A 25,341-nucleotide genomic window follows, 5' to 3' on the forward strand; every position below is an offset into this window, starting at 1 on the left:
CGACTGCTGATGCCCCGCCCATGAGAATAGGGCATGGCGTGCGCCCGTCAATTGACGAGAAACAGCCGCTCCGCGGTGTAAAGCGCGATGCCGGCCAGACCGCCGATAATCATGCCGTTGAAGCGGATATATTGCAGGTCCCGGCCGATATTCATCTCGATCAGCCGCGTCAGTTGCGCCAGATCCCAGCGCTTGACCTGGTCTGCGATGAATTTCGATACGCCGCTCTTCTGGCTCTCGACGAAAGAGGACAGCGCCACCACGAATCCCTGGTTCATGTCGGCCCTGATCTTGGCGTCTCCAGCCAGATGCCGGCCGACCTCGACGAACATGTTGGCAAGATGCGCGCGGATGATCGATCGCGGCGCCTTGGCATCCTGCTCGATGAACAGCCTGAGGCTTTCCCACATGTCGCCGGCCAGCGCCTTGACTTCCGGCCTGGCGAGGAAATCGCGCTTCAGCTTCTCGGCGCGCCTTGCATATTGCTTCGACGTTCTCAACCGCTCGACGAAGGCTTGCGCGAAACGGTCGAATTCGGTGCGCATCGGGTGGTCGGGATCGGCTCTCACCTCGTCGAGCAGCGAACCGGCCGAGGCGACGATCTTCTTCAGGAGATAGGCGTCGGCCCTGAACAGCTTGAACAGCGACGGCAGTTCCTCGCGGATCTTTTCGCGCATGGTCGTCAGCGCCTGTTCATCGTTGAGGAACCGGCCGATCACCTTGATGAACTCATCGAACAGCCTCTGGTGACGGCGATCGTCGGTCAGGGCCGAGAGCAATTCGGCCGCCAACGGCGCCAGCGGCACTTTTTCGATCTGCTCCAGCATCCGGCTGGTGACGAAGCCGCGCAGCCCCGATTGCTCGACGGCGGCAAGCGTCTGCGGAACCAGGCGCACGACGAAACGCGACAGGCCCGCGGCACGTTCGGAATCGGCCAGCCAGTCGGCGACGAGCGCCGAGAAATCGACCTCGGCCAACTTTTCGCGCACCGGCTCGGGGGCAAGGAAATTGGCTTCGATGAAACGGCCGAGATTATCGGCGATACGGTTCTGGTTCTCGGGAATGATCGCGGTGTGCGGGATCGGCAGACCGAGAGGCCGCTTGAACAGCGCGACCACCGCATACCAGTCGGCCAGGCCGCCAATGGTCGCCGCCTCGGCAAAAGCGGCGACGAAGCCGAGCCAGGGATAGGTGCTCTCGAAGGACTTGGCCAGGGCGAACACGGCGACGCAAAGCGCAAGTGCCCCCGTGGCGACGAATTTGGTCCGCCGCAGCATTACAATCTTGGCATGCGCGTCGGCATCATATCCGCCGGAAGCCATGGCCGTGGCTGATTGTGACATGTCAGAGCCGCTCCTCGTCGATCTCTGATCTATTTAGAGCATTCCAGGAAAGGTGTGTAACGCTGTTCCCTGGAAAAGCGCTTAGCGCTTTCCCCAGGGAATTGCGTGAAAACAAAGAGTTAGGGCGGTCGGCCATTCTGCCGATCACTGGACCGCTCTGGTGTTTCGCCCGAGAAAATGCGCGTGACAGCCGATTCGGCCCGCGTCTTGCCGCCTTGCGCACACAAAGTTGACGGGAATATTCAGCTATTAGGCGAAGCTAGTCTGGAATTATTCCAAGGTATAGGCCATATTCCGCCGAGGCCAGTGTGGCGAATCCGAAAGCTCGGAGCAAAGCCGCACCAGCAAAGTTCAAAATCTGGCGTGATCGCAGCTCGCCGGCGCTTTGTGAGGACAAGATGCGACTTACCCGCCAGACCAATTACGCCATGCGCATCCTGATGTATTGCGCGGCCAATACCGATCGGCTGAGCCGCATCCCCGAGATCGCCGCCGCCTATTCGGTGTCGGAGCTTTTCCTGTTCAAGATCCTCCAGCCACTGGTCGAGAATGGCCTTGTCGAGACGGTGCGTGGCCGCAATGGCGGCGTCAGGCTTGGCCGTGCCGCGGAATCGATCAACCTGTTCGACGTCGTGCGCGTGACGGAGGAAAGCTTCGCCATGGCCGAGTGCTTCGAGAACGACGCCGCGGAATGCCCTCTGGTCGACAGTTGCGCGCTGAATTCCGCGTTGCGCGAGGCGCTCAACGCCTTCTTCGCGGTCCTTGCCCGCTATACGATCGCCGATCTCGTGGCGGCGCGTCCGAACGTGCGCAACCTGCTCGGCATTGACCTGCTGGAGCGCCGCGCACCGGCGGCCTGATCCGGTTTGCCGCAGGCTGGACCTGCGGCGAACGTCCAGAATCTAGGCCGCTGCCAGAATCTAGGCCGCTGCCAGAATCTAGGCCACTGATTGAGGCAGCACGAACGGCATATTGCCGGCTGGCAGGACTCCAACCCTTAAGCGGCAACCGAATACCCTTTCGATCAGATCGTCGCTCAGCACATCCTGCGGCGAACCGGTGGCGGCAAGCCGGCCGCGGTGCATGACGAAAATCCGGTCGGCATACATCGCCGTCAGGTTGAGGTCGTGCAGGATGGCAACCACGCCGCCGCCCGTTCTGGCGAAGTCGCGGGCAATGTTCATGATGATCAGCTGGTGCTTGATGTCGAGGCTGGACACCGGCTCGTCCAGGAACAGATAGCGCGGCTTGCCGTCGAGCACCGGCGCCCAGATTTGGCACAGCACGCGGGCGAGTTGAACGCGCTGCTGCTCGCCGCCGGAAAGCTCCTGATAGAAGCGGCCGGCGAAACCGTCGAGGTCGACACGCGCCAGCGCCCGTTCCGGCAGGCGTTCGTCCTCGCCCGGCAGCACACCTGAGCGGCCTCCGACAAGGCCGAGCCTGACAATCTCGCGCACAGTAAAGGGAAACGACAAGGTCGTCGCCTGCGGCAGCACCGCGCGCAGCGTCGCCGCCTCGACTGGCGTTATCGTCGAGAGCTCGCGGCCGTTGATGGCAATCCGGCCGGTATGCGCGAGTTCCCCCGACAGCGCCTTGAGGAAGGTCGTCTTGCCCGACCCATTGGGGCCGACAATGGCCGAAATCTCACCCGGCCTGACCTCGAAATCGACGCCGGCGACAATGCCTTTCCTGCCGATCGCCACCGAAACATCGCGCGCTTCGATCATGAAACACCCCTACAGGTCGATGACGCCGCGCTTGCGCAGCAGGATCCAGAGGAAGAACGGCGCCCCGGCGATCGCCGTGACGATGCCGATCGGCAGTTCGGCGGGCGCCACGATGGTGCGCGCGACCGCGTCGGCCAAAAGCAGCAGCGAGGCGCCGAGCAGCGCCGAGGCAGGCAGCAGATAGCGGTTGTCGGGGCCGATCAGCAGGCGCAGCAGATGCGGCACCACGATGCCGATGAAACCGATGCCGCCGCTGACGGCGACGGAGGCGCCGACCGCCGCCGAGACGCCGACGATGGCCGTGTACTTAAGCCGTTGCACCGGGATGCCGAGATGGCCGGCGGTCGCCTCGCCCAGCGCCAGCGCATTGAGGCCGCGAGCCAGGAACGGCATCGCCGCCAGCGAAAGCACGATGACCGGGCCGACAGAGCCGATCTTCTGCCATGTCGCACCGGCCAGCGAGCCGAGTTGCCAGAAGGTCAGGTCGCGCAGTTGCCGGTCGTCGGCCATGAAGATCAGGATACCGGTCAGCGCCATGGCAAGTGCGGCCAGCGCCAGGCCGGCAAGCAGCATGGTGGCGACGGATGTGCGGCCCTGCCGCGTCGCGACCTTGTAGAGCAGCAACGTCACCGACAACCCGCCGCCGAAGGCCGCCAGAGGAAGGGTCAGCGCGCCGAACGAGGCGGTCACCGGCGACAGCACGGTCGTGCCGAGCACGATGACGGCCACCGCGCCGAGGCTGGAGCCCGCCGAAACACCGATAAGGCCGGGGTCGGCAAGCGGATTGCGGAACAGCCCCTGCATGACCGCGCCGGAGACCGCGAGCGCAGCCCCGATCAGCACGCCGAGCACGACGCGCGGCAGCCTTATGTCATAGACGATGAGGCGATCTCGCGCGCTCATCGCCACGTCGCCAGGCGCTGCGCCGAACAGCCAGTCGCCGACGACCTTGACGGCGGAGGCATCCGAGGCGCCGGAGGTCAGCGACAGCAATACCGCTGCCGCAAGCACGACGCAGGCGAGCGCGATGACCAGACGGGCGCGCCCGGAACGGTCACCGTCGCTGGCCATCTTCCTCTCCGCCGGCCCGGCGATCGACTGGTCGACCATGCCGCTCAGTCCGTAATCTGCGTGCCATAGAGCGCGGCGGCGAGGTCGTGGACGGCGTCGGCCGTGCGTGGTCCGAAGCCGAGCAGATAGCCGCCGTCGATGCGGATCAGCTTGCGCGCGGTTCCGGCCGGCGTCGAGGCGATCGACGCGTTGCCGAACAGTTCATCGTCCGATACCGGCGGCCCGGCATTGCTCATCATCAGGATCGCGTCCGGCCTGGCGGTGACAACAGCCTCGTCTGACAGTTGCTTGTAGCCGGAGAAGCCTTCGATCGCGTTGACGCCGCCGGCCAGCTTGATGATGCCGTTGGCCGCGGTATCGCTGCCGGCCGCCATGATCTTGCCGCCCTGCATCGACAGCACGAACAGCACGCGCTTGCGCTTCTTGATCGAGGCCGTCTGCTTTTCCGCCGTCTGCAGCTTGGCATCGATCTCCCTGGCCAGCGCTTCGGCCTTGGCGTCGGCGCCGAGCGCCTTGCCGACCACGCGGACCTTTTCGAGGATGCCTTCACGGTCGTACCGGTCAGGCACTTCGATGAAGGGGATGCTCGTCTTCTTCAGCACGTCGAGCGCCTCCTTGGGGCCGCTGCCGTGCAGCGCCAGCATGCCCGAAGGGTTGACCGACAGCACACCCTCCGGCGACAGCTGGCGCATGTAGCCGACATCTGGCAGGTCGAGAGCTGCTTTCGGATAGCGGCTGGTGGAATCGCGCGCCACAAGATGCTTTTCCTCGCCGAGCGCATAGACGATCTCGGTGATCGAGCCGCCGATGGACGCGATCCTGGTGGGATCGGCGAAGACGGAGACACCGTCGCCGGCGTTGGCCGGCTGCGGTGCGCCGAAGGCAAGGGAAAGACCGAGCATCGGGCCAAGCATCGATCCGCGCACAACCGTCAATCCGGTGAGAAGACCCATCATCGTTTCCTCAGGCTGCGGTCGGGCTTGGAATGCGCGGCAGGTTCTCGGCCAGGAAGCGCCAGTCGTCGCGCTCACCCTCTCCTTCATGGCGCTTGCCGAAGAACTGGATGATCATGTTGCCGCCGGCGTCGTAGACCTCCAGCGACGTAACATGGCCGTCCTTGGTCGGCTTGCGCACGGCCCAGACCTCATGAATGTGGTCGGTGCGCAGGTGCAGATGGAAGGTCTCGTCCAGCACATTGATCCATGGCCCCATTGGCTTGATCGACTTGACCGGACCGGAATGGATTTGGATACAGCCGCGGTTTCCCACAAAGCACATGATCGGCATCTCGCCCTCGGCGGCACGATTGAACATGGCTCTCACCGCATCATTGTCGAGCAGCCATGCATAGTCCTGGCCCACCATGCGCACCGCCTGGCGGCGGCTGAGCTTCAACGTCTTCAGCATGCCGAAGAACTGATGCACGTCGGTCAGCCGGCTCCAGCGATCGCGCAGATCGTCGAGATTCGCGGTCGTTGTCACCGCCTCGCCTTCGTTCTCGGCGGCTGGCCCCGAAATGGCGACCAGTGGCTCCTGGTTCGGCGATTCCAGCGAAGCGACCAGTTTCTGATAGGCATAGAGGTTTGACCCCGGCCGCAGATGCACCTTGTGCACCGCCTCGCCCGCCGCGTCGAAGAATTGCAGGCTGCGGCGGATGTCGTCGCCGTCGCGTTTTTCCACGGCAAAGCCGTGCGCCCATATTTTCGGGAAAATGCGCAGGTCGATGTTCTCGCCCAGCACCATGGCATTGTGATTGCCGGTGACGACCTTGTCGTAGGCGCCGATCTTTTCATGCACGGCGCTTTCGTTGCGGGTGAGCGCCATCACCTCGCCGACGGCTTCGAGGCCGGTCAGAAGATCGTTGACGCGTGGCTCGACGCGAACGACACCGTCGCCGCAATGCGCGGCCACCAACTCAGCCTCCGAAATGCCAAGCTGTGCGGCCAGATCGCGCTCGCGCGTTTTCGGATTGTCCGTCCGCGCCCGCCGGATTTCGTGCGGGGTGGGTTTTACGCGCTGGTCCATTATCCTGCTACCTTACGCTTACTTGTTGAGGATGAGCTTGCCCTGACGGGTGATCTTGAGCCGGTAGAGCGCGCCGTGATGCTCGATGCCGATCTCGTGCTCACCTTGGAACAGCGTGTTGCTCGACAGCGTCCGCACCGCCAGCGGAACGCGGTCGAAGCGGGCGGAGGCATCGTCGGAACGGCGGACGCGATAGCGGAAGTCGTTGGGATTGTGCGTGTTCATGTGGATCGGTCCCTTTCCTGTGCCGGGCGTCTGGCTAGGCGTTTGCGTCATCCGATTCATTCTTGACTTGAATAATCATGTTTACTAGTCAGTGCAATACCGGATTAAATGAGTCAAGATTTAAGACGGGAATGCGATCACAAATGCCAGCCAGCCCCAGGCCAGCCCGCATCGAACCTGGAAACTTTGGAGTTGGGGCACATGTGGTTAGCGATTTGGGAACGGCGCGGCTGGTCGGGGCCGAACGGTGCAGTGGCTTTGCTGGCGGGCGTGGCGGCGATTGCCTTGTTCGTGCCACCTGCCAACGCTCAGCAATCCGCACAGGCGGCGGGAGAGCAGGCCGATCAATCGAAGCAGGCTGAGGGGGAAAAGCCGGCGCCAGCGGGCGCAACGCTGCTCGACAAGGTTCTGGTCATCAGCCGCACCGGAGAAACGGCCATCCAATCGCTGGCCTCGGCCAGCCATATCGACCAGGAACAGCTCGATCGCCGCATGGCGACGACGCCGAACGAAATGCTGTTCGGCGTGCCCGGCGTCGCGGCGCAGGCCGATGCCAGGCGCGTCAGCACCAGCGTCAATATCCGCGGCCTGCAGGATTTCGGCCGCGTCGCGATCATCGTCGACGGCGCGCGGCAGAACTTCCAGCGTTCCGACCATGGCACCCAATCGACCTTCTACGTTGACCCCGAGCTTATCAAATCCGTCGACGTCATCCGTGGTCCGGTCGCCAACACCTATGGCTCGGGCGCGATAGGCGGCGTGGTCTTCTTCGACACCAAGGACGCCCAGGACTTTCTCAGGCCGGACGAGACATGGGCTGGTTCCGTCACCGGACGCTACGAGAGCAACGGCAAGGGCTGGACCACCAGCGCATCCGGCGCCTATCGCTTCAATGACGATTGGGATGCGCTGGGCAATATCGTTTACCGCAACTATGACGACTACAAGGATGGCGACGGCGACACGGTCAAGGGCACCGGCTTCGATGTATTGAGCGGACTGCTCAAGACCACAATCCATCCGAGCGACAATAGCGAACTGAAGCTCGGCTGGGTCGGTTCGAGCGACGGCTGGAAAGAGATCAGCGGCGGCATGCCGGTCAATGACGTCGACCTGAAGTCAAACACCTTCACCGCTCGCTACAATATCACGGACGAAGACAAGAGCTGGCTCGACCTCCACGTCAACGCCTCCTACAACAAGACCAATCTCGACCTGACCAGCCTTGTTCCGCAGCGCCGCTTCGATCCCGTCACCGGCCTTCCCGTGATGTTGCCGGCAGGTTCGACGTCGACCTTCGATGTCGGCACAGCCGCCATCGACATCTGGAACACGTCGCGATTCGAGACAGGCGGCCTCGCGCATGAACTGACCTATGGCGGCGACTGGGTGAATGACGACGTCGAGACTGGCGGCACGGCAGGCGGCGACAGCTTCTACACGCCTTCCGGCGAGCGCAACGTTTCTGGCGCCTACGTCCAGGACAAGCTCAGCTGGGATTGGCTCGAAGTCATTGCCGGGCTGCGCTATGACAATTACAGCCTCGAGGACGACACGCACGAAACGTCGGGCGACCGGCTGTCGCCGCGCATCACCGTCGGCGTCTCGCCTTTCGAAAGCGCCGGCCTTGCCGGCCTGCAATTCTACGGCACCTACGCGGAGGGCTACCGGTCGCCTTCGCTGACCGAAACCCTGATCAGCGGCAACCATCCGGCGGGTGTCAGCTTCCCGTTCCTGCCCAATCCCAATTTAAAGCCCGAAACCGGCAAGACCGTCGAATTCGGTGTCAATTACAAGCAGAACGACATTCTGGAATCCGGCGACGCGTTTCGGCTGAAGGCAGCCTACTTCAACAACGACGTCGACGATTATATTGACGGCGTTACGCTGTCGGCCTTTGATCCGACCAGTGGCTGCCCCTTGGGGCCGGGCATTCCGATCTGCTTCCAGTACCAGAACTTCGCCAAGGCAAAGATCAACGGCTTCGAGATGGAAGGCGTTTATGATGCAGCATGGGGCTACGCCGGACTTTCCGCCTCCATCATCAATGGTCACACCATATCCTACGAAGGCGATCGGGCGGACCTTGCCACGATACCGTCCGCGCAGGTCACCGCGCAGCTCGGCCTGCGCTTCCTCGAGGACAAACTCACTGTCGGCGGCGAGGTGCAGTACAATGGCAAGCCCAAGGGTAACCCGATCGCCGAGGACTATACGCTGGTCAACGCTTTCGCCAGCTACCAGGCGACCGACAATCTGAAGGTTGATTTCCGCGCCGACAATCTGTTCGATGTCAAATACGCCAATCCGTTGAACGGCAGCACCACGGTCGCGGTCTATGAACCGGGCATAACGCTGAAGCTGGCGGCAACGATGCGATTTGGAGGATGATGATGACGAACTTGACGGCATCCCTTCGTCTGCTGACCTCGGCGCTGGCGATGTCGCTTGCAGCGGTTCCGGCGTGGGCACAAGAGTCCGCGCCGGCGCCTGCTCTCTCCCTCGAACTCAATGGCGCGCAACCGTCTGAAAAGGGCTGCCGCCTGACCTTCGTGGTCACCAACAATCTCGGCGCCGACCTTTCCAGGGCGGCGTTCGAGATCGCGCTGTTCAACGACGCCGGCGTCGTCGACCGCCTGACCGTGCTCGACTTCAAGGACCTGCCGGCCGGCAAGACCAAGGTGACGCGCTTCGATCTCGCTGGCACCAACTGCGCCAAGGTCAGCCGCGTGCTGATCAACAGCGCGACCGAATGCGTCGGCACCGGCGTCGAGCCGAACACCTGCATGCGAAAACTCAAGACAGATGCCAAGACCGGCATCGCCTTCGGGGTCTGAGCACGGCGTGGGGCCGCACGCGGCATCCTGCGGCACCACCCGTCTAAGTCCAGGAAATCGAAAGGAACTCCATGTACATCGCCATGAACCGCTTCAAGGTGCAGAACGGCTCGGAAGCCGATTTCGAGGCCGTGTGGAAAAACCGTGATTCCAGCCTTGCGGAAATGAAGGGCTTCCGGGAGTTCCATCTGCTGCGCGGCCCAGTCAACGAGACCGAAGGCTATACGCTGTTTGCCTCACACACGGTCTGGGCAAGCCACGACGATTTCGTCGCCTGGACCAAGTCGGAGAATTTTCGCGCGGCCCACAGGAATGTCGGCACGACGAAGGTCCACTATCTCGGCCATCCCCAGTTCGAGGGTTTTTCGGTCGTCGAGGGCGCCTGAAACGACCTCGCCCGCCGGAAAGGCGTCCTTAAGCGGCAGCAAGCAGGCTGGCATTGCCGCCCGCCGCGGTCGTGTCGACGCAGACGGCCCGCTCATGCGCATAGGCCGCGGGGTTGAGCACTTCGCTGACCAGCGGCACGATCGGCCCTGAGCGTTCGGCGATCACCTTGCGCACGATGCGCGCCGCCTCCGGCGTCCCCGAGAAGGCGACGACGTCGACGCGTAACGAACGCGCCTCAACCGGATCGGGGCGGCCGTCGATCGCCGCCAGCGGCAGGCCCTTGCCGGTCAGCGCCGAAAGCGCCGCCGGCGCGCCTGGCGCCACCGCCAGCACCGCGTTGCCGGCGGCGAGCGCCTGGATCGTCTGCGCAAGCAGCGTGTCGCCGTCCGGTCCCAAGCACAGCACCCGGCCGCGCGGCGCCAATGACAGTGTATTGGCCTCGCCGGTCGGCCCGGGCAGGTCGACCTGGCCGAAATCGATTGCGGCGGCGGCACCGATCGCCGCGGCACCTTTGCCTCGCAGGTGCTTGCGCAGGATGGCGATGCGGTCCGGCCGCGTCGACCAGCCGCCAAGCGCGGGATCGGGCAGATTGTCGGCGAGTTCGGTCGCCGTCACCTTGTGGCCGTCGCCAACAGGCGTGTCTGCCTCCGGTCCCTTGCGAAAGCGCCGGAGATAATGCGGTCCGCCGGCTTTGGGCCCGGTGCCGGACAGCCCCTCGCCGCCGAACGGCTGCGAGCCGACGACCGCGCCGATCTGGTTGCGGTTGACATAGATGTTGCCGGCATGGATCCCGTCGACGAAATGCTGCACGCGACCCTCGATGCGGGTGTGCAGACCGAACGTCAGGCCGTAGCCCTTGCGGTTGATGGCGGCGATCACCGCATCGATCTCATCGGCGTCGAAACTGGCGACATGGAGCACCGGCCCGAACACTTCGCGCTCCATCTCCTCGATACCCTTGACCCGAAACACATGCGGCGCGACGAAGCGGCCATCCCTGGGTGCTTCGAGCTTGGCGATCAGCCGTCCCTGCAAACCCATCGTCGTGCAGTAATCGCGGATCGAACCCTGCGCCTCGTCGTCGATGACGGGACCGACATCCGTCGAGATGGCCCAGGGATCGCCGACCTTGAGCGCCTCCATGGCGCCCTTCAGCATCTCCAGCATCTTCTTCTCGACATCCTTCTGCACATAGAGGACGCGCAGCGCCGAACAGCGCTGGCCCGCACTCTGGAAGGCGGAGGCGAGGATATCGCGCACCGCCTGCTCGGGCAGCGCGGTGGAATCGACGATCATGGCATTCAGCCCGCCCGTCTCGGCGATCAGCATGGCATCGGGCGCGGCTGTCTCGGCCAGTTGCTTCTCGATCAGCTTGGCGACGTCGGTGGAGCCGGTGAAGCAGACGCCGGCAATGCGCGGATCTGAAGTCAGCGGTCCGCCGACCGAGGGGCCATCGCCCGGCAGAAGCTGGATGACGTCTTCCGGCACGCCGGCCTCGCGCAGCATTTCGACGGCTCGGAAAGCGATCAGCGGCGTCTGTTCGGCGGGCTTTGCAATTACCGAATTGCCGGTGACGAGCGCTGCGGCGATCTGGCCCGTGAAGATGGCGAGGGGGAAATTCCACGGCGAGATGCAGACAATGACGCCGCGCGCCTCGGTGCCCGCTTCGGCATTGCTCGCCTCGGCCGCGTAATAGCGCAGGAAATCCACCGCTTCGCGCACTTCGGCGACGCCGTCGGCCAGCGATTTGCCGGCCTCGCGGGTGGCCAGCGCGAAGAATTCGACGGCATTGGCCTCGTAGAGATCGGCGGCGCGATTGAGGATGGCCGCGCGCTCGGCAACCGGACGCTTTGCCCAGGCTGGCTGCGCTTCGACGGCGATGCGCACGGCGGTTGCCGCCTGCTTGGCGGTGGCTTCGCTGACCATGCCCACCACTTCCGAAGGCCTGGCCGGATTGACGACCGGGCGTTGCTCGCCATAGCCGGCCGCGCGCGTGATCGGCTTGGCGTGCCAGCGGTTAGGGCCCGCGAAGGCTGTCCTCTCCTTGTCGATCGCTGCCAACGTCACCGGATCGGTGATGTCGAACCCTTTCGAGTTGCGGCGGCTTGCACCGAAGATGACGGCAGGCCGGGGGATCGCGGGATTGGCGGCGGGGCCTTGGCTCTCGACCGCTTCTAGCGGGTCGCGCGCGATGTCTTCGGGCTCGACATCCTCGTCGGTAAGTTGGTGGACGAAAGATGAATTGGCGCCGTTCTCCAGCAGCCGGCGCACCAGATAGGCGAGCAGGTCGGAATGCGCGCCGACAGGCGCGTAGATGCGGCAGCGCGTGCCTTCGGCCTTACGCACCGTCTCGTGCAACGCTTCGCCCATCCCGTGCAGGCGCTGGAACTCGAAGCTCTCACGGTTCTTCGTCATCGACAGGATGGCGGCGACAGTGTGGGCATTGTGGGTGGCAAATTGCGGATAGATGCGATCGGTCATCGACAAAAGCTTTCTCGCGCAAGCGAGATAAGAAACGTCGGTGTTGACCTTGCGGGTGAAGACGGGGTAGCCGGCGAGCCCCAGCGTCTGCGCCCGCTTGATCTCGGTATCCCAATAGGCACCCTTCACCAGCCGCACCATGATGGTGCGATCGTATTTCGTGGCAAGCGCATAGAGCCAGTCGATGACGAAGGCAGCGCGCGGACCATAGGCCTGGACGACGACGCCAAAGCCGTTCCAGCCTGCAAGCTCCGGCTCGGCAAGCACGCGCTGGATGACGTCGAGCGAGAGGTCGAGGCGATCGGCCTCCTCGGCATCGATATTGAGGCCCATGCGCGAATGGCGCGCCGCGAGCGCCAGCGAAAGGAGCCGCTCGGCCATGACAGGCAGCATCTCTTCCTTCTGCGCTTCCTCGTAGCGCGGATGCAGCGCCGAGAGCTTCACCGAGATGCCGTGGTTGTGGCGGATATCAGGCCCGTTTGAACCGGCATCGAGTGACGAGATGGCATCGGCGTAGGCCTTGTGGTAACGCAGCGCATCGGCCTCGGTGCGGGCCGCCTCTCCCAGCATGTCGAAGGAATAGAGATAACCCTTCTGCGTCATCGGCCGGCCGCGCTTCACCGCTTCGGCGATGGTGCGGCCGAGCACGAACTGCTCGCCCATCTCGCGCATCGCCGCCGCCACCGCCTTGCGGATGACGGGCTCGCCCAGCCGGCGAACCATGGCGCGCAGCGTGCCTTCGATGCCGCCCTCGCCTTCATCGAGCACGCGGCCGGTCAGCATCAGCGCCCAGGTCGAGGCATTGACGAAGATGGAGCTCGAGCCGCCCGAATGCGCCGACCAGTCGTGCGGCGCGATCTTGTCGGCGATCAGGTCGTCCATCGTCTCGGTATCGGGCACGCGCAGCAGCGCCTCGGCCAGGCACATCAGCGCCACGCCTTCCTTGGTGGAGAGGCCATAGGCGGACAGGAAAACCTCCATCAGCCGCGGATCGGACGAGCCGCGCACCGCCCGCACCAGATCGGCGGCACGAGCAGAGATCGCCCGGCGGTCCTCCGCCGAGAGGCCGCTCGCCTCGGCCAGCCGCTTCACGGCCTGATCCTCGTCGGGCAGATAGTTGGCGCGGATTTGCTGGCGGATGGCGTCGAGCGCTGGCATGGCGGGTCCTACGGGCAAGCACAAGGGAGCGGGCCGGCGGTCACCGGACCGAATGGCGCAAGCTAGCACAAGTCCCGATTTTCAGGCGGTCTGAAGAAATCGACATTGCAGTTCGATCGATCTATCATATCGCCGCAAACTACCCGAAGAAGGCTGCATTTTCGATGAGGGAAGACCAATTGGACCGCATCGACAGGAACATCCTGTCGGCGCTGGCAAGCGCCGGCAGGCTTTCCATGTCGGAGCTCGCCGCCAAGGTCGGCCTGTCCAAGACGCCGGTGCAGGCGCGGGTGAAGCGGCTGGAGAAGGACGGCTACATCAGGGGCTACCAGGCGATTATCGACCGCGAGCGCATGGGCGAAGGCCATGTCGCCTTCGTCCAGGTGAAACTGTCCGACACCCGGTCCGCCGCGCTGGACGCTTTCAACCGCTCTGTCCAAGCCGTTCCGGAGATCGAACAGTGCCACATGATGGCGTCGAGCTTCGATTATCTGCTGAAGGTCCGCACCCGCGACATCGCCGCCTATCGCCGCGTGCTGGGCGAGCGCATCTCCGCCCTGCCCCATGTCGCCCAGACCTCGACCTTCGTGGCGATGGAGACTGTGAAGGATCGATAGTTCACTCCGCCAAGGTCTTCAAAAACGCCACCAGCGCCGCGCGCTCGCGGTCCGACAGCTCAAGCGGATGAATTTCGGATGTACCCTCAACGCTGGGGGCTGCCTTCGCGTAGTGCGCCACCACTTCGTCGAGCGACGCAAACTGACCGGCGTGCATGTAGGGCGGCCGCGTCGCCGCGCCGCGCAGCGAAGGCGTCTTGTAGGCGCGCACCAATTCCGGCGTATCCTTGACCATGAACCGCAATTCGCCGCAGGCGTCGACGTCGCCATCACGGTAGGCGCCGAAACAGTTGAACGGGTCGGCCTGAACTTGGCCTACCGCATCGACGCGGCCGCGATCCGGCGGCAGGCCCTTGACCGGCGGCACGCCGGTGTTGTGGAACCCATTGTCGGTGAAGCGCGGCCCATTGTGGCAGGTCACGCAATTGGCCTTGCCGATGAACAGTTTCAGGCCGAGGATTTCCTCCCGGGAGAAGGCGGCGTCGCCTTTCGGCTCGGCGCCGGTCGCCAGGTCCAGCGCGAACCGGTCGAAGCGGGTCTGCGGCGGCTCGATCGAGCGTTCGAAGGCAGCGATTGCCTTGCCGATGTTGGCGAACACCCGGTTTATCGCGTCACGCTGCTGGTCGCTCATGGCGCTCCATGCAGCCTTCTCGGCATCGCTGCCGAGCGGACTGGCATTGGCTGGTATGTCGGACAGATCGGGCAGCGGGCCGAAGATGCGCTCATAGCGGTCGCCGAAGCGCGCCTTGATGTAATGCGCATAGGCGGCACGGTTTCCCGCCTGCTCCAGCGGGTTCTCCAGCGGCGTGAGCGCCTGCGCCCACAGGCTGTCGCGCCGTCCGTCCCAGAAAAACCAGGGATCGCGCGCGATGCCGGCGAGCGGCATGGTACGCCGGTTCGTGCGGCCGACGCCAACCGCCTGCGGCAAGCCGTCCTGAAACTGCCGGTCGATCTTGTGGCAGGTCGAGCAGGACACCGTGCCGTCGCGGCTCATGCTGGCGTCGAAGAACAGCGTCGAGCCAAGGGCAGCGGCGGCCGGGACATCGGCGAACCGGTTGGTGGTGTCGGGTTTCAGGGCCGGCAGCCTCGACAGCGCCAGCGAGGCGATGGTCTTCTTCTCGGCATCGGAAAAGTCCGGCTTGCCGCAGCCGGCAAGGACGGCCATCGCCATCAAGACGAAAAAGCGCGCAAGACGCCTCATCTGCGGCTCACAGCACGACGTTGAAGACGACCGTATCCGACCCAGCCGTCGCGGAGATGGCAAAATGCAGCTGCCACCAGCCGCTCATGGTGAATTTCACGCCTTCGATGCGATAGCGCCCGTCGCCGAGATAGTCCGTCGCTTGCGGGCTGGTCGGCAGGCCGTGGCGGTGCTGCGGCATGCCTCCCGATACCGCGATCGCGGCCCCTTCCACCGGCGTCCCGGCTATCGTCTTCAACGTCAACAGCCAGGCTTCCAGTTCGCCTTGACGGACGACGCCGCGTTCCGGCGCGAAGCTCGCCATGAACAATCCGTTCTCGGTCTTTTTGGTTCGGGAGATATCCGGGCCGGCAACCTGCGCGGTTCGCGGTGCGGTCAGATAGACCACTGCCAGGATGCCAGCCAGCAAGGCTGCCAGACCAAGACCCGCCAAAAGATAACGCCATATCGAAGCCAAGCCGGTTCCTCTTCAGGGGATAACGTTTTGCCGCACCGATCGCATCCCGCCAAACCTGTTGGAATCGCAGGTGACGGAAAAAACCGCCCTTGCCAAGCATGGCGCTCTACTCTCCAAAAAGCTACAGCAGCATCGTAACAGGGGATGGATCATGATCGGCAAAGGTGTCGCCTCGATCGGCGAATGCATGATCGAGCTTTCGGGCCAAACGGGTTCGAACTGGCGCATGGGATTTGCCGGCGATACGTTCAACACGCTGTGGGCCCTGCATGCGCTGAGTGGAAGGCCAGCGACCTACGTCTCGGCTTTCGGAGACGATCCTTTCTCGCAAGACCAGATCGGCTTCTTCGCGGACAATGGCATCGGCATTGGCGAAAGCCCTGTTATCCCGGGGGCGCGGCCCGGCCTCTATGCCATCACGCTGACCGGCGCGGAACGCTCCTTCACCTATTGGCGCGGCGATGCGGCTGCCAGGCAGCTTGCCTCCAATCCGGCTGCGTTGGCAAAAAGCCTTGAAAAGCAGGCGCTTGTCTACTTTTCCGGAATCACTTTGGGAATTCTGGACTCCGCTGCGCGCGCCACGTTGCTATCGGCCGTGGCCGAGGCGCGATCCGCGGGGTCGCTGATCGCCTTCGATCCCAACTACCGGCCACGGCTGTGGCGCGATCGCGAGGAGGCGCAAGCCGCGATCCTGGAGGCGCTCGCCGTCACCGACATCGCATTGCCGACTTTCCCGGACGAGCAGATGCTGTTCGGCGATGAAGCGCCACAGGCAACGGCTGGGCGGCTCGGGCAACTGGTCGGCGAAGTCGTGGTCAAGAACGGGGAACAGCCGGCGCTGATCGTCGAGAACGGGACGCTGCGGGACGTTCAGGCGATCCATGTGGCCACGCCCGTCGACACCACGGGCGCGGGCGATTCCTTCAACGGCGGCTATCTCGCCGCGCGTCTCGCCGGACACACCCCTGCGGAGGCTACAAAGCGCGCGCACCGTGTCGCGGCCAGCGTGGTGCAGGTTCGCGGCGCATTGGCGCCATTCGAGACGTTGCGTGCGGCATTCGAAACGGATTGAGGGTCAGGGCAGCCGGAACCGATATTCCGTCACGTGATGGTAGATCGCACCCGGCCACAGCGTCGCCTGCGGGAAATACGGCCGGTTCGGCGCGTCCGGCCATATTTGCGGCTCCAGGCAGAAACCGCAGAAAGCTTTGTGGTTTCGCCCTTCCAGCCCCGTGCGCGGCGTCACATACTGGCCGGTATAGAGCTGGACGCCGGGCTCCGTGGTCCACAGTTCCATCTCGACGCCGGAGCTCGCGCCTTGCACCCACGCCGCCTGCTTGAGCGGCCCGCGCGCCGAAGCGAGGCAGAAGTTCTGGTCATAGGCAAGCTGCTCGCCCTCGATCTCCATGCGCAGCGGCCGTGCCTGGCGGAAATCGAAAGGCGTGCCGTCGACAGGCTTCACCGTGCCCGTTGGAATCATCTCGCCATCCACCGGCAGATAGGCGCCGGCATTGAGCATCATCCGGTGATCGAGGATGTCGCCCGTCCCGCCATCATCGAGATTGAAGTAGGAATGCTGCGTGAGATTGCACAGCGTCGGCTCCTCGCATGTGGCTGATATCTCGACGCTGAGCGTGCCGGGGATCTTCAGCCGGTAGGTGCAGGTGACGTCGAGTGCGCCGGGAAAGCCCATCGTGCCGTCGGGATCGTGCAGCGTCAGCGTGACGAAGTCCCGCCCGTGCAGCGAAACCGTCCACGGCCGATGGAAAAAGCCTTGCGAGCCTCCATGCAGCGTGTGCTTGTCGAGAAAATTGCGCTCGGTCTGGTAGCGCTTGCCGGCGATGGTGAAACGGCCGTCGCGGATGCGGTTGGCATAGCGGCCGACGACCGCGCCGAAGAAAGCCGTGTCGGTTTCATAGGATGATAGATTATCATAGCCGAGCACGAGAGGCGCATCGTGGCCGGCCAGGCGCAGGTCCTGGATGATCGCGCCGAGCCCAAGGATATTGGCGCTAAGTCCGCCGCCTCTGATGGTGAAGCGGCGAATCGGGTCGCCCGCCTGGGTGGTGCCGAAAACCTCGCCGTCCTTCATTGCCATGCCCGCAAACGTCAGTTGATCCAGACGGCCCGTTTCGTAGCCGGGGCAGGCAGATCATAGGCCTGCCTGTCCCGGCGACAGTCTATCAGAGGCCGAGGCCGCCGATGCAGACATATTTGGTGTCGAGGTAATCCTCGATACCCTGATGTCCGCCTTCCTTGCCGAGCCCGGACTCCTTGACGCCGCCGAACGGTGCTTCCGGCGTGGTGATCAGGCCTTCATTGACGCCGACCATGCCATATTTCAGCCCTTCCATGACGCGGAAGGCGCGGCCGAGATCGCCGGTGTAGAAATAGCAGGCGAGGCCGAATTCGGTGTCATTGGCAAGCGCAATCGCTTCTTCCTCGGTCTCGAACCTGAAGACGGGCGCCACCGGCCCGAATATCTCTTCCTTCATGAAGCGCATCTTGGGCGTCGCATCGGCGATGACGGTCGGCTGGAAGAACGAGCCGCCGAGCGCATGGCGCTTGCCGCCAGCGACGACCTTGCCGCCCTTCGAAGTCGCATCGGCGATCAGTTCCTCGACCTTCTCGACCGCCTTCTCGTCGATCAGCGGCCCCTGCTGCACGCCCTCCTCCAGGCCGGAGCCGACCTTCAGCTTGTCGCTGGCGGCAGCCAGCTTCTCGACGAACCGGTCATAGACGCCGGCCTGGACAAGGAAGCGGTTCGTACAGACGCAGGTCTGGCCCGAATTGCGGTACTTGGCCGTGATCGCACCGGCGACGGCGCGGTCGATGTCGGCGTCGTCGAAGACGATGAACGGCGCATTGCCGCCGAGCTCCATCGACACCTTCTTCACGGTGACGGACGACTTCTGGATCAGGATCTTGCCGACCTCGGTCGAGCCGGTAAAAGTGATCTTCTTGACCAGCGGATTGGCGCAGATCTCATCGCCGATTTCGCCGGCCGCACCGGTCAGGATGTTGATTACGCCCTTGGGGAAGCCGACTTCCTCGGCCAGCGCGCCCCAGGCGAGACCGGAGTAAGGCGTCTGCGAGGCGGGCTTGACCACGGCGGTGCAACCCGCGGCGAGTGCCGGGCCGAGCTTGCGGGCCAGCATCGAGGACGGGAAATTCCACGGCGTGATGGCGGCGATGACGCCGACCGGTTCCTTGGTCACCAGGATGCGGCGGTCCGCCCACGGCGACGGCACGACATCACCATAGGTGCGGCGGCCCTCCTCGGCGAACCACAGGATGTAGGAGGCGGCCGAGCCGATCTCGCCCTTCGATTCGAACAGCGACTTGCCCTGTTCAATGGTCAGGAGCTCCGCCAGAACGTCCTGATTGTCCATCATGGCATCGTGCAGCTTGCGCAGCAGCTTCGAGCGCTCGAGCGCGGTGGTCTTGCGCCAGGTCTTGAAAGCTTCGTCGGCGGCTTCGATGGCGCGGCGGGTCTCGATCTTGCCTGCCTTGGGCACGGTGCCGATCTTGAGGCCGGTTGCCGGATTGGTGACGTCGACCGTCTGGCCGCTGTCGGCCTGCACCCATTCGCCGTTGATGAGATTGGCCTGGCGCATGAAATGGCTGGTTTTCTGAAGCATGGTCTAGCCTCCGTTCGGCGCACTGACGGGCCGCTATCTGGATGTCTTCGATTAGCGCATCGGCGCTGGGGCCATTGCTCTTATCCTAGGGAAAGCCCCGCAAGCAATCGCAAGATGGCATATAGGGGTTATGCCAGTGCAAGGCGAGAGCCGAGGTTTGATTTCACCGCTGAGACATCGCGTCAAACCGGATTCACGCGAGCGGCTCAGACCCCGGTTTTATTCATGTCAGCCGAAGACGTGCACGCTCACCGCGAGCCAGCAAGCCGTGGTGACGACCGCGCTCGCGGTCGCGATGGTCATCTGGTTCGAAGCCAGCGCCTGGCCGGTGTTGAACTGCACGGCAATGAGATAGGAATTGATGCCGGATGGCAGCGCCGCCACCACGACCGCTACCTTGGCGGTCAAGGGCGGCAGGCCGAGCAACCAGACGAAGATCAGAACCAGCGCCGGCATCAGGAACAGCTTCAGCGTCGATAGCGCCAGCGCCGGGCGGACATTGCCTGATATGCCGAAGCGGCGCAGGCTGAGCCCCATGGCGAACAGCGCCACCGGCCCGGCGGTGCCGGCCAGCGCGTCCACCAGCCGCATGACCAGTTCGGGCAGCGGGATGCCGCTGAAGCGCCATGCGAGACCCAAAAGAATGCCGATGATTAGCGGATTGATGAACAGCCGCCTCAGGAAATTGCGGACGACGCGCACGGGGTGCACATGCTCGCCGCCGCCGCGGCCGAACATCTCGAACAGCACGATCGAAGCCATCATCATGACAGGCAGATGCACGGAAACCAGGAGCGACAGCACCTCGAATCCATCCCGCCCGAATATGCCGAGAATGAACGGCGCGCCGAGCAGGACAACATTGGAATAGGCCGACGACACCCCGCCGACGACACCCGCGCGTGCGTCGCGTCCGAATATCCGCGTGGTAACGACATGGCCGGCGGCCCAGGTGATTGCCACCGCCGCGAAATAGGCCCCCCATAGCGACCACGGTGCCACCCCGTGGAAATCGGCATTCACCATCGTCTGGAACAACAGCAGCGGCATCGCAACGCTGACCGCAAAATCGGATATCCCCTCGCCGCTCGCCGGCTTCATATAACCGGTGAACCCGGCGAGGTAGCCGAGCGCCACGAGGCTGAAGACGAAAAGGACGGTTTCGGTAAGCGGAGACATTTTTCCAGGGATAGGCGAGCCAAGGTCGCGGTGCAATCGCGCCCGAATTTCTTCGACCCCGAATTTGTTCTGCCAAGCGGGGCATCGCCGAAGGCGGCTGGACTTTTCCCATCCCGCTCACGACCGGAAGACCGATCTGGTGAAGCAGCGGATGACGAAGGAGAAGTGAGACCGCGGAGACCGCAGGCCTTTCGCTTGTCTTTGTACCTGCTTTCCGATCCCTATATGCGGATGGCCGGTACCCGGCTTCTGGAAGGATTACGATGATCCGATTTGCCTTGGCGTTGTTCCTGTTTGGCGTTCCGGCTGCAGCGCATGCGACGGATGCCGGCTGGGCGCTGCTGCGCGATGGCGGCCATGTCGTGCTTTTGCGCCATGCCATGGTCACCGGCACCACCGATCCCGCCAATTTTGATATCGACAGCTGCGCCACCCAGGTCAATCTGTCCGCACGCGGCAAGCAGCAGTCGAGCAAGATCGGCGCCTTGCTTGCCGCCCGCGCCGCGCCGATCGAGCGCGTGCTGTCCAGCCGCTATTGCCGCTGCCTCGACACCGCGCGCATCGCCTTCGAGACCGAGCCGGAGCCTTTCGCGCCGCTCGACCTGCTGAAGGGCGACGCGGCGCAAAAGGCGGCCCAGATCGCCGCGATCATGAAGGAAATCCGCGCCTATTCCGGCTCTGACAACCTGGTCATGGTCACTCATCTGGAAAATATCGCTGCGTTGACCGGCGTCTCGCCGCGCGAGGGCGAAGCCGTTGTCGTCGAGCCGCAGGGCGACGGTCTGCGTGTGCTCGGCCGGGTTACGTTCTAAATCGGGGCCGACCGGCGCATCCGCGAGCAGCCGCGCGTCGATGAGGACTTGCGACAGAGGTAATGTTGCCAAAATACCACCCAAAAAAGATGCCGCGCTAGGGCCGCGACAATGAGGCCAACATCATCCGCGGTCGCCAGCCATGGAGGGGCCGCCGGGTTGACCGGCGGCCCGTCTTGCGTTTCTTGGGCACGCTACCCATCTGCGCCCGGCGTATCAGGCCTTTTCCTGCCGGGAAAAACCGATTAGACAGCGCCCAAACAAGATGCGGACAGATTCCGCCCGCAACCGAAGGAAAAGCCCTTGTCCACCACGTTCGACAAAGTCGCCAAGATCATTGCCGACACCAGCGAGATCGATATCGACACCATCACGCCCGAGAGCCACACGATCGACGATCTCGGCATCGACAGCCTCGATTTCCTCGACATCGTCTTCGCCATCGACAAGGAATTCGGCATCAAGGTGCCGCTGGAAAAATGGACCCAGGAAGTCAATGACGGCAAGGCCTCGACGGACGATTACTTTGTCATGAAGAACCTGTGCGCCAAGATCGACGCACTGGTCGCCGCCAAGACCGCCTGATCCGTACCCGATCATCCATGAGCCCCCGCGACGTCGTCATCACCGGCATTGGCCTTGTCTCCTCGTTGGGAGAAGGCCCCGATGAACACTGGCGCAAGCTCACTCAGCCGGATCAGAAGCCGGTGCTCGAAGCCGAGCGTTTCGCGCCCTACACCGTCCATCCGCTGCCGGAGATCGACTGGAACCTGCAGATCGCCAAGCGCGGCGACCAGCGCCAGATGGAAACCTGGCAGAGGCTCGGCACCTATGCCGCGGGTCTTGCGCTGGACGATGCCGGCATCAAGGGCAATGACGAGCTCTGCACGACCATGGACATGGTCGTGGCCGCCGGCGGCGGCGAGCGCGACGAAGCGGTCGATGCCGCCATCCTGGCCGCCTCGGAAAGCCGCAACGACCGTGACGTGCTGCTCAACGAGAAGCTCACCACCGAACTGCGCCCCACCCTGTTCCTGGCACAGCTTTCCAATCTGCTCGCCGGCAACATCTCCATCGTCCACAAGGTGACGGGATCGTCCAGGACCTTCATGGGCGAGGAAGGCGCCGGCGTAGCCGCCGTCGAGACGGCTGCCGCGCGCATTCGTTCCGGCCAGTCGACGCATATACTGGTGGGCGGCGCCTTCCAGACCGAACATTCCGATATGTTGCTCGGCTATGAGCTTGCCGGCTACCTGCATCGCGGCGCCTGGAAGCCCGTCTGGCAGCGGCAAGGCGCCGAAGGTGGCGGCGTGGTATCGGGATCCGGCGGCGCTTTCCTGGTGCTGGAGCAGCGCGAACACGCGGCAAGCCGGGGGCGCAGGATCTATGCCGAGCTCGGCCCGGTCGTCTCCGGCCGTGCCAGGCGGCGGCAGGGCGAGCTCGATTCCGAGATCGCCGCGCTGCTCAAGAAGACCGCCGTGCCGAATGGCGGCTTGCTTTCCCTGTCTGGCGCCTCAGGCGCTCACGCGGCTACCGCTGCCGAGAAGTCGGCGTTCGACAGCAATCCCGCGATCGCGGTGCGCGGCTTCGCGACGCTGACCGGCCACATGAAGGAAGCGCAGTTTCCCTTCGCCGTGGCGCTGGCGGCGCTCGCCGTCGACCGTAAGGCCGCCTACCCCGTTTTCGATGCCGCTGCCGAGAAACCGTTCGAAGGCATTCCAAGAAGCGTCCTTGCAACGGCGATCGGCTACCACCAATTCGAGGGCATGGCGCTGGTCAACGCCGCATAGAGCGGCCAGCCACATACAACGACAAAGGTTAGGGCTTCCGGATGGCCAATCTCAGAGATCACATGGGCAGGCCGATCGTTGCCGTCACAGGCATCGGCGTGGTTACTTCCCTTGGAGCCGGCAAATCAGACAACTGGACGGCGCTGACCTCGGGCAGATCGGGCATCCACCCGATCACCCGCTTCCCTGTCGACCACCTCAACACCCGCATTTCCGGCATGGTCGATTTCCTTGCGTCGAGCTCGAAGGGCGCCAGTCCCCTCACCTACGAACTGGCGGAGACCGCCGCGCAGGAAGCTGTTACCGAAGCCGGCCTCAATTCCAGCGACTTCGGCGGACCGCTGTTTCTGGCCTCGCCGCCGGTCGAACTCGACTGGCATGAGCGGTTCGCGCTCTATAATTCCGACAAGCACGACGCCGGTGCCGAAAGGCTGCTTCGGGTGGCGCGCGGCCTGAAGGAGCTCGATACTTTCGAGACCACGCAGTTCGGGTCGATCGCCGACCGGCTCGCCGACCGTTTCGGCACGCGCGGCCTGCCGATCACGCTGTCGACCGCTTGCGCCTCCGGCGCCACGGCCATCCAGCTTGGGGTCGAGGCAATCCGCAGAGGCGAATGCGACCGGGCGCTGTCGATCGGCGCGGACGGCTCGGCGACCGCCGAGGCGCTGATCCGTTTTTCGCTGCTGTCGGCGCTTTCGACCCACAACGACATCCCGGAAAAGGCTTCCAAGCCCTTCTCCAAGGACCGCGACGGCTTCGTGCTGGCCGAAGGTTCCGGCGCTCTGGTGCTGGAATCGCTGGAGGCAGCGCTCGCCCGTGGAGCGAGCGTTCTGGGCATTCTGCGCGGCTGCGGCGAAAAGGCGGACGATTTCCACCGCACCCGCTCCAAGCCGGATGGTTCGCCGGCGATCGCGGCGGTGCGCGCCGCCCTCGCCGATGCCGGCCTGGGCGAGGACGAGATCGACTATGTCAACGCGCACGGCACCTCGACGCCGGAAAATGACAAGATGGAGCACCTGTCGCTGTCGACGGTGTTCGGCGAGCGGATCGGCTCGATGCCGATCTCGTCCAACAAGTCGATGATCGGCCATACGCTGTCCGCCGCCGGCGCGGTGGAAGCGGCATTTTCCCTGATGACCATGCGCGAAGGCGTCATTCCGCCGACCATCAACTACGACAATCCCGATCCGGCGATCGTGCTCGATGTCGTGCCCAACAAGAAGCGCAATGCGCAGGTTGGCACCGTGCTTTCGAACTCCTTCGGCTTTGGCGGCCAGAACACTTGCCTTGTCATGGCGCGGGAACCGGTCTAAGCGAGCCACTTCCGCTAGAACAGAACCGACAGGCTCCATGCGCGCACTGCAACTTATCGAGGACCGCCGTCTTGAAACGGTGGACCTGCCGCCCCCGCCGCCGCCCGCGCTCGGCGAGGTGACGCTGCGCATCAAGGCAGTGGCGCTGAACCACATTGACGTCTGGGGCTGGCGCGGCATGGCTTTCGCCAAGCGCAAGCTGCCGCTGGTCGTCGGCGCGGAAGCCTCCGGCGAGGTCGAGACCGTCGGTCCCGGCGTTTCCGGCCTGCTGCCGGGACAGTTGGTCTCGATCTACGGCGCGCGCACCTGCGGCCTTTGCCGTGCCTGCCGCGAAGGCCGCGACAATCTTTGCGAACACGTCTCGGGCGTTCATGGCTTCCACCTCGACGGCTTCGCGCAGGAGAAGATCAACCTGCCGGCGCGCCTGCTGGTCCCCGTCCCTCCAGGCGTGAGCGAGATCGGCGCGGCTGTCGCCCCCGTCACTTTCGGCACCGTCGAACACATGCTGTTCGACAATGCCAGGCTCGAGCCCGGCGAGACGATCCTTGTCCACGCCGGCGGATCCGGCATCGGCTCGGCCGCCATCCAACTGGCGAAGCGGATGGGCTGCACGGTCATCACCACGGTCGGCTCGAACGACAAGATAGACAAGGCCAAGGCGCTCGGCGCCGATCATGTCATCAACTACCGTGACGACCGGTTCGAGGGCGTCGTGCGCAAGCTGACCAAGAAGAAGGGCGTCGACGTCGTCTTCGAACATGTCGGCGCCGACACCTTTGCCGGCTCGATGCTGTGCCTGAAGCGCGGTGGCCGGCTCGTCACCTGCGGCTCGACGTCCGGCGTGTCGGCGCAGGTCAATCTGATGCAGCTCTTCCAGCAGCAGTTGAAGCTGCTCGGCTCCTTCGGCTGCCGCATGGAGAACATGGCTGACGCCATGCAGAAGATGGCGGCGGGACAGGTCGCACCCGTCATCGATACCGAAGTCGGCTTCGACGACATCGACGCCGCGCTGAAGCGCATGGAAGGCCGCGACGTCTTTGGCAAGATCATCCTACGCGTCGTCTAGGCCCTGACTTC

General features: G+C 64.1%; 23 protein-coding genes. 11 read left to right on the top strand and 12 right to left on the bottom strand.

The features are described from left to right. Nucleotides 1-47 precede the first annotated feature (47 nt). A complete protein-coding gene (locus tag FJ940_RS11040) occupies nucleotides 48-1,343 on the bottom strand; it encodes a DUF445 domain-containing protein (RefSeq protein ID WP_140564116.1) in 1,296 nt (431 codons plus the stop codon). Nucleotides 1,344-1,741: 398 nt separating this feature from the next. Between FJ940_RS11040 and rirA the strand changes: the two genes are divergently transcribed. Next, entirely contained in the window at nucleotides 1,742-2,203 is a 462-nt protein-coding gene (gene rirA / locus FJ940_RS11045; RefSeq protein WP_140495713.1) for an iron-responsive transcriptional regulator RirA, read from the top strand. A 78-nt stretch (nucleotides 2,204-2,281) separates the two neighbouring features. Here rirA and FJ940_RS11050 read toward each other — a convergent pair whose 3' ends face one another. From FJ940_RS11050 to hemP, 5 genes are read right to left on the bottom strand one after another with little or no spacing between them, the layout of a single operon-like run. Next, on the bottom strand, nucleotides 2,282-3,070 hold the full coding sequence (locus FJ940_RS11050) for a heme ABC transporter ATP-binding protein (RefSeq protein ID WP_140564117.1): 789 nt from the start codon (nucleotides 3,068-3,070) through the stop codon (nucleotides 2,282-2,284). A 9-nt stretch (nucleotides 3,071-3,079) separates the two neighbouring features. Continuing rightward, nucleotides 3,080-4,180: an iron ABC transporter permease gene (locus tag FJ940_RS11055; protein WP_140495711.1), complete on the bottom strand. Its 1,101-nt coding sequence runs from the start codon at nucleotides 4,178-4,180 to the stop codon at nucleotides 3,080-3,082. Nucleotides 4,181-4,185: 5 nt separating this feature from the next. Beyond that, nucleotides 4,186-5,094 (bottom strand): hemin ABC transporter substrate-binding protein, encoded by a 909-nt coding sequence (locus FJ940_RS11060; RefSeq protein WP_140564118.1) that lies wholly within the window; start codon nucleotides 5,092-5,094, stop codon nucleotides 4,186-4,188. 10 nt (nucleotides 5,095-5,104) lie between these two features. Further along, nucleotides 5,105-6,166 carry a hemin-degrading factor gene (locus tag FJ940_RS11065; protein ID WP_140517206.1) on the bottom strand — a complete coding sequence of 354 codons (1,062 nt, stop codon included), beginning with the start codon at nucleotides 6,164-6,166 and terminating at the stop codon, nucleotides 5,105-5,107. An 18-nt stretch (nucleotides 6,167-6,184) separates the two neighbouring features. Beyond that, on the bottom strand, nucleotides 6,185-6,391 hold the full coding sequence (hemP, locus tag FJ940_RS11070) for a hemin uptake protein HemP (protein ID WP_023757683.1): 207 nt from the start codon (nucleotides 6,389-6,391) through the stop codon (nucleotides 6,185-6,187). A gap of 201 nt (nucleotides 6,392-6,592) precedes the next feature. Here hemP and FJ940_RS11075 point away from each other — a divergent pair, with 201 nt between their 5' ends. The 3 genes from FJ940_RS11075 to FJ940_RS11085 all read left to right on the top strand — a co-directional run bounded on the left by FJ940_RS11075 (nucleotide 6,593) and on the right by FJ940_RS11085 (nucleotide 9,614). Further along, nucleotides 6,593-8,782 carry a TonB-dependent hemoglobin/transferrin/lactoferrin family receptor gene (locus FJ940_RS11075; protein ID WP_140656528.1) on the top strand — a complete coding sequence of 730 codons (2,190 nt, stop codon included), beginning with the start codon at nucleotides 6,593-6,595 and terminating at the stop codon, nucleotides 8,780-8,782. A gap of 2 nt (nucleotides 8,783-8,784) precedes the next feature. Further along, nucleotides 8,785-9,228, top strand: a complete 444-nt coding sequence (locus tag FJ940_RS11080) for a hypothetical protein (protein WP_140495707.1) — start codon at nucleotides 8,785-8,787, stop codon at nucleotides 9,226-9,228. Nucleotides 9,229-9,299: 71 nt separating this feature from the next. Next, nucleotides 9,300-9,614, top strand: coding sequence for an antibiotic biosynthesis monooxygenase (locus tag FJ940_RS11085; RefSeq protein ID WP_023763446.1), 315 nt, complete (start codon nucleotides 9,300-9,302; stop codon nucleotides 9,612-9,614). 28 nt (nucleotides 9,615-9,642) lie between these two features. Here FJ940_RS11085 and putA read toward each other — a convergent pair whose 3' ends face one another. Further along, a complete protein-coding gene (putA, locus tag FJ940_RS11090) occupies nucleotides 9,643-13,254 on the bottom strand; it encodes a bifunctional proline dehydrogenase/L-glutamate gamma-semialdehyde dehydrogenase PutA (protein ID WP_140656531.1) in 3,612 nt (1,203 codons plus the stop codon). A gap of 164 nt (nucleotides 13,255-13,418) precedes the next feature. Here putA and FJ940_RS11095 point away from each other — a divergent pair, with 164 nt between their 5' ends. Further along, entirely contained in the window at nucleotides 13,419-13,871 is a 453-nt protein-coding gene (locus FJ940_RS11095) for an Lrp/AsnC ligand binding domain-containing protein (RefSeq protein WP_140631128.1), read from the top strand. Nucleotide 13,872: 1 nt separating this feature from the next. Here the strand turns inward: FJ940_RS11095 and FJ940_RS11100 are convergent, their stop codons facing one another. Both FJ940_RS11100 and FJ940_RS11105 read right to left on the bottom strand, forming a co-directional pair. Beyond that, entirely contained in the window at nucleotides 13,873-15,072 is a 1,200-nt protein-coding gene (locus tag FJ940_RS11100; protein ID WP_140656534.1) for a cytochrome c peroxidase, read from the bottom strand. A gap of 7 nt (nucleotides 15,073-15,079) precedes the next feature. After that, nucleotides 15,080-15,529 carry a FixH family protein gene (locus tag FJ940_RS11105; protein WP_140495703.1) on the bottom strand — a complete coding sequence of 150 codons (450 nt, stop codon included), beginning with the start codon at nucleotides 15,527-15,529 and terminating at the stop codon, nucleotides 15,080-15,082. A 151-nt stretch (nucleotides 15,530-15,680) separates the two neighbouring features. Between FJ940_RS11105 and FJ940_RS11110 the strand changes: the two genes are divergently transcribed. Further along, on the top strand, nucleotides 15,681-16,601 hold the full coding sequence (locus tag FJ940_RS11110; protein ID WP_140495702.1) for a sugar kinase: 921 nt from the start codon (nucleotides 15,681-15,683) through the stop codon (nucleotides 16,599-16,601). A 3-nt stretch (nucleotides 16,602-16,604) separates the two neighbouring features. Here FJ940_RS11110 and FJ940_RS11115 read toward each other — a convergent pair whose 3' ends face one another. From FJ940_RS11115 to FJ940_RS11125, 3 genes are all read right to left on the bottom strand, one after another. Next, nucleotides 16,605-17,627: an aldose epimerase family protein gene (locus FJ940_RS11115; RefSeq protein ID WP_140517222.1), complete on the bottom strand. Its 1,023-nt coding sequence runs from the start codon at nucleotides 17,625-17,627 to the stop codon at nucleotides 16,605-16,607. 85 nt (nucleotides 17,628-17,712) lie between these two features. Beyond that, complete coding sequence (locus FJ940_RS11120) at nucleotides 17,713-19,170, bottom strand: NAD-dependent succinate-semialdehyde dehydrogenase (protein ID WP_140564124.1); 1,458 nt, start codon at nucleotides 19,168-19,170, stop codon at nucleotides 17,713-17,715. A gap of 228 nt (nucleotides 19,171-19,398) precedes the next feature. Further along, nucleotides 19,399-20,349: an AEC family transporter gene (locus tag FJ940_RS11125; RefSeq protein WP_140564125.1), complete on the bottom strand. Its 951-nt coding sequence runs from the start codon at nucleotides 20,347-20,349 to the stop codon at nucleotides 19,399-19,401. A 263-nt stretch (nucleotides 20,350-20,612) separates the two neighbouring features. On the opposite strand from FJ940_RS11125, the gene FJ940_RS11130 reads away from it, so the two are divergent. From FJ940_RS11130 to FJ940_RS11150, 5 genes are all read left to right on the top strand, one after another. After that, nucleotides 20,613-21,161, top strand: a complete 549-nt coding sequence (locus FJ940_RS11130) for a histidine phosphatase family protein (RefSeq protein WP_140517227.1) — start codon at nucleotides 20,613-20,615, stop codon at nucleotides 21,159-21,161. Nucleotides 21,162-21,464: 303 nt separating this feature from the next. Beyond that, complete coding sequence (locus FJ940_RS11135; protein ID WP_010909964.1) at nucleotides 21,465-21,746, top strand: acyl carrier protein; 282 nt, start codon at nucleotides 21,465-21,467, stop codon at nucleotides 21,744-21,746. A 17-nt stretch (nucleotides 21,747-21,763) separates the two neighbouring features. Further along, nucleotides 21,764-22,951: a beta-ketoacyl-ACP synthase gene (locus FJ940_RS11140; RefSeq protein ID WP_140579795.1), complete on the top strand. Its 1,188-nt coding sequence runs from the start codon at nucleotides 21,764-21,766 to the stop codon at nucleotides 22,949-22,951. A 41-nt stretch (nucleotides 22,952-22,992) separates the two neighbouring features. After that, a complete protein-coding gene (locus tag FJ940_RS11145) occupies nucleotides 22,993-24,264 on the top strand; it encodes a beta-ketoacyl-ACP synthase (RefSeq protein ID WP_140564127.1) in 1,272 nt (423 codons plus the stop codon). Between the two features lie 37 nt (nucleotides 24,265-24,301). Further along, nucleotides 24,302-25,330 carry a zinc-binding dehydrogenase gene (locus FJ940_RS11150; protein WP_140517233.1) on the top strand — a complete coding sequence of 343 codons (1,029 nt, stop codon included), beginning with the start codon at nucleotides 24,302-24,304 and terminating at the stop codon, nucleotides 25,328-25,330. Nucleotides 25,331-25,341 lie beyond the last annotated feature (11 nt).

The organism is Mesorhizobium sp. B2-3-7, from assembly GCF_006442695.1.
Classification (GTDB): domain Bacteria; phylum Pseudomonadota; class Alphaproteobacteria; order Rhizobiales; family Rhizobiaceae; genus Mesorhizobium.

What these genes read in the sequence shown, in the direction of transcription:
- FJ940_RS11110 (WP_140495702.1), top strand. Translation starts at nt 15,681, where the DNA reads ATGATCGGCAAAGGTGTCGCCTCGATCGGCGAATGCATGATCGAGCTT.
- FJ940_RS11065 (WP_140517206.1), bottom strand. Translation starts at nt 6,166, where the DNA reads ATGGACCAGCGCGTAAAACCCACCCCGCACGAAATCCGGCGGGCGCGG.
- hemP (WP_023757683.1), bottom strand. Translation starts at nt 6,391, where the DNA reads ATGAACACGCACAATCCCAACGACTTCCGCTATCGCGTCCGCCGTTCC.
- FJ940_RS11125 (WP_140564125.1), bottom strand. Translation starts at nt 20,349, where the DNA reads ATGTCTCCGCTTACCGAAACCGTCCTTTTCGTCTTCAGCCTCGTGGCG.
- FJ940_RS11150 (WP_140517233.1), top strand. Translation starts at nt 24,302, where the DNA reads ATGCGCGCACTGCAACTTATCGAGGACCGCCGTCTTGAAACGGTGGAC.
- FJ940_RS11075 (WP_140656528.1), top strand. Translation starts at nt 6,593, where the DNA reads ATGTGGTTAGCGATTTGGGAACGGCGCGGCTGGTCGGGGCCGAACGGT.
- rirA (WP_140495713.1), top strand. Translation starts at nt 1,742, where the DNA reads ATGCGACTTACCCGCCAGACCAATTACGCCATGCGCATCCTGATGTAT.
- putA (WP_140656531.1), bottom strand. Translation starts at nt 13,254, where the DNA reads ATGCCAGCGCTCGACGCCATCCGCCAGCAAATCCGCGCCAACTATCTG.
- FJ940_RS11080 (WP_140495707.1), top strand. Translation starts at nt 8,785, where the DNA reads ATGACGAACTTGACGGCATCCCTTCGTCTGCTGACCTCGGCGCTGGCG.
- FJ940_RS11120 (WP_140564124.1), bottom strand. Translation starts at nt 19,170, where the DNA reads ATGCTTCAGAAAACCAGCCATTTCATGCGCCAGGCCAATCTCATCAAC.
- FJ940_RS11140 (WP_140579795.1), top strand. Translation starts at nt 21,764, where the DNA reads ATGAGCCCCCGCGACGTCGTCATCACCGGCATTGGCCTTGTCTCCTCG.
- FJ940_RS11145 (WP_140564127.1), top strand. Translation starts at nt 22,993, where the DNA reads ATGGCCAATCTCAGAGATCACATGGGCAGGCCGATCGTTGCCGTCACA.
- FJ940_RS11060 (WP_140564118.1), bottom strand. Translation starts at nt 5,094, where the DNA reads ATGGGTCTTCTCACCGGATTGACGGTTGTGCGCGGATCGATGCTTGGC.
- FJ940_RS11055 (WP_140495711.1), bottom strand. Translation starts at nt 4,180, where the DNA reads ATGGTCGACCAGTCGATCGCCGGGCCGGCGGAGAGGAAGATGGCCAGC.
- FJ940_RS11050 (WP_140564117.1), bottom strand. Translation starts at nt 3,070, where the DNA reads ATGATCGAAGCGCGCGATGTTTCGGTGGCGATCGGCAGGAAAGGCATT.
- FJ940_RS11115 (WP_140517222.1), bottom strand. Translation starts at nt 17,627, where the DNA reads ATGGCAATGAAGGACGGCGAGGTTTTCGGCACCACCCAGGCGGGCGAC.
- FJ940_RS11100 (WP_140656534.1), bottom strand. Translation starts at nt 15,072, where the DNA reads ATGAGGCGTCTTGCGCGCTTTTTCGTCTTGATGGCGATGGCCGTCCTT.
- FJ940_RS11130 (WP_140517227.1), top strand. Translation starts at nt 20,613, where the DNA reads ATGATCCGATTTGCCTTGGCGTTGTTCCTGTTTGGCGTTCCGGCTGCA.
- FJ940_RS11040 (WP_140564116.1), bottom strand. Translation starts at nt 1,343, where the DNA reads ATGTCACAATCAGCCACGGCCATGGCTTCCGGCGGATATGATGCCGAC.
- FJ940_RS11095 (WP_140631128.1), top strand. Translation starts at nt 13,419, where the DNA reads ATGAGGGAAGACCAATTGGACCGCATCGACAGGAACATCCTGTCGGCG.
- FJ940_RS11085 (WP_023763446.1), top strand. Translation starts at nt 9,300, where the DNA reads ATGTACATCGCCATGAACCGCTTCAAGGTGCAGAACGGCTCGGAAGCC.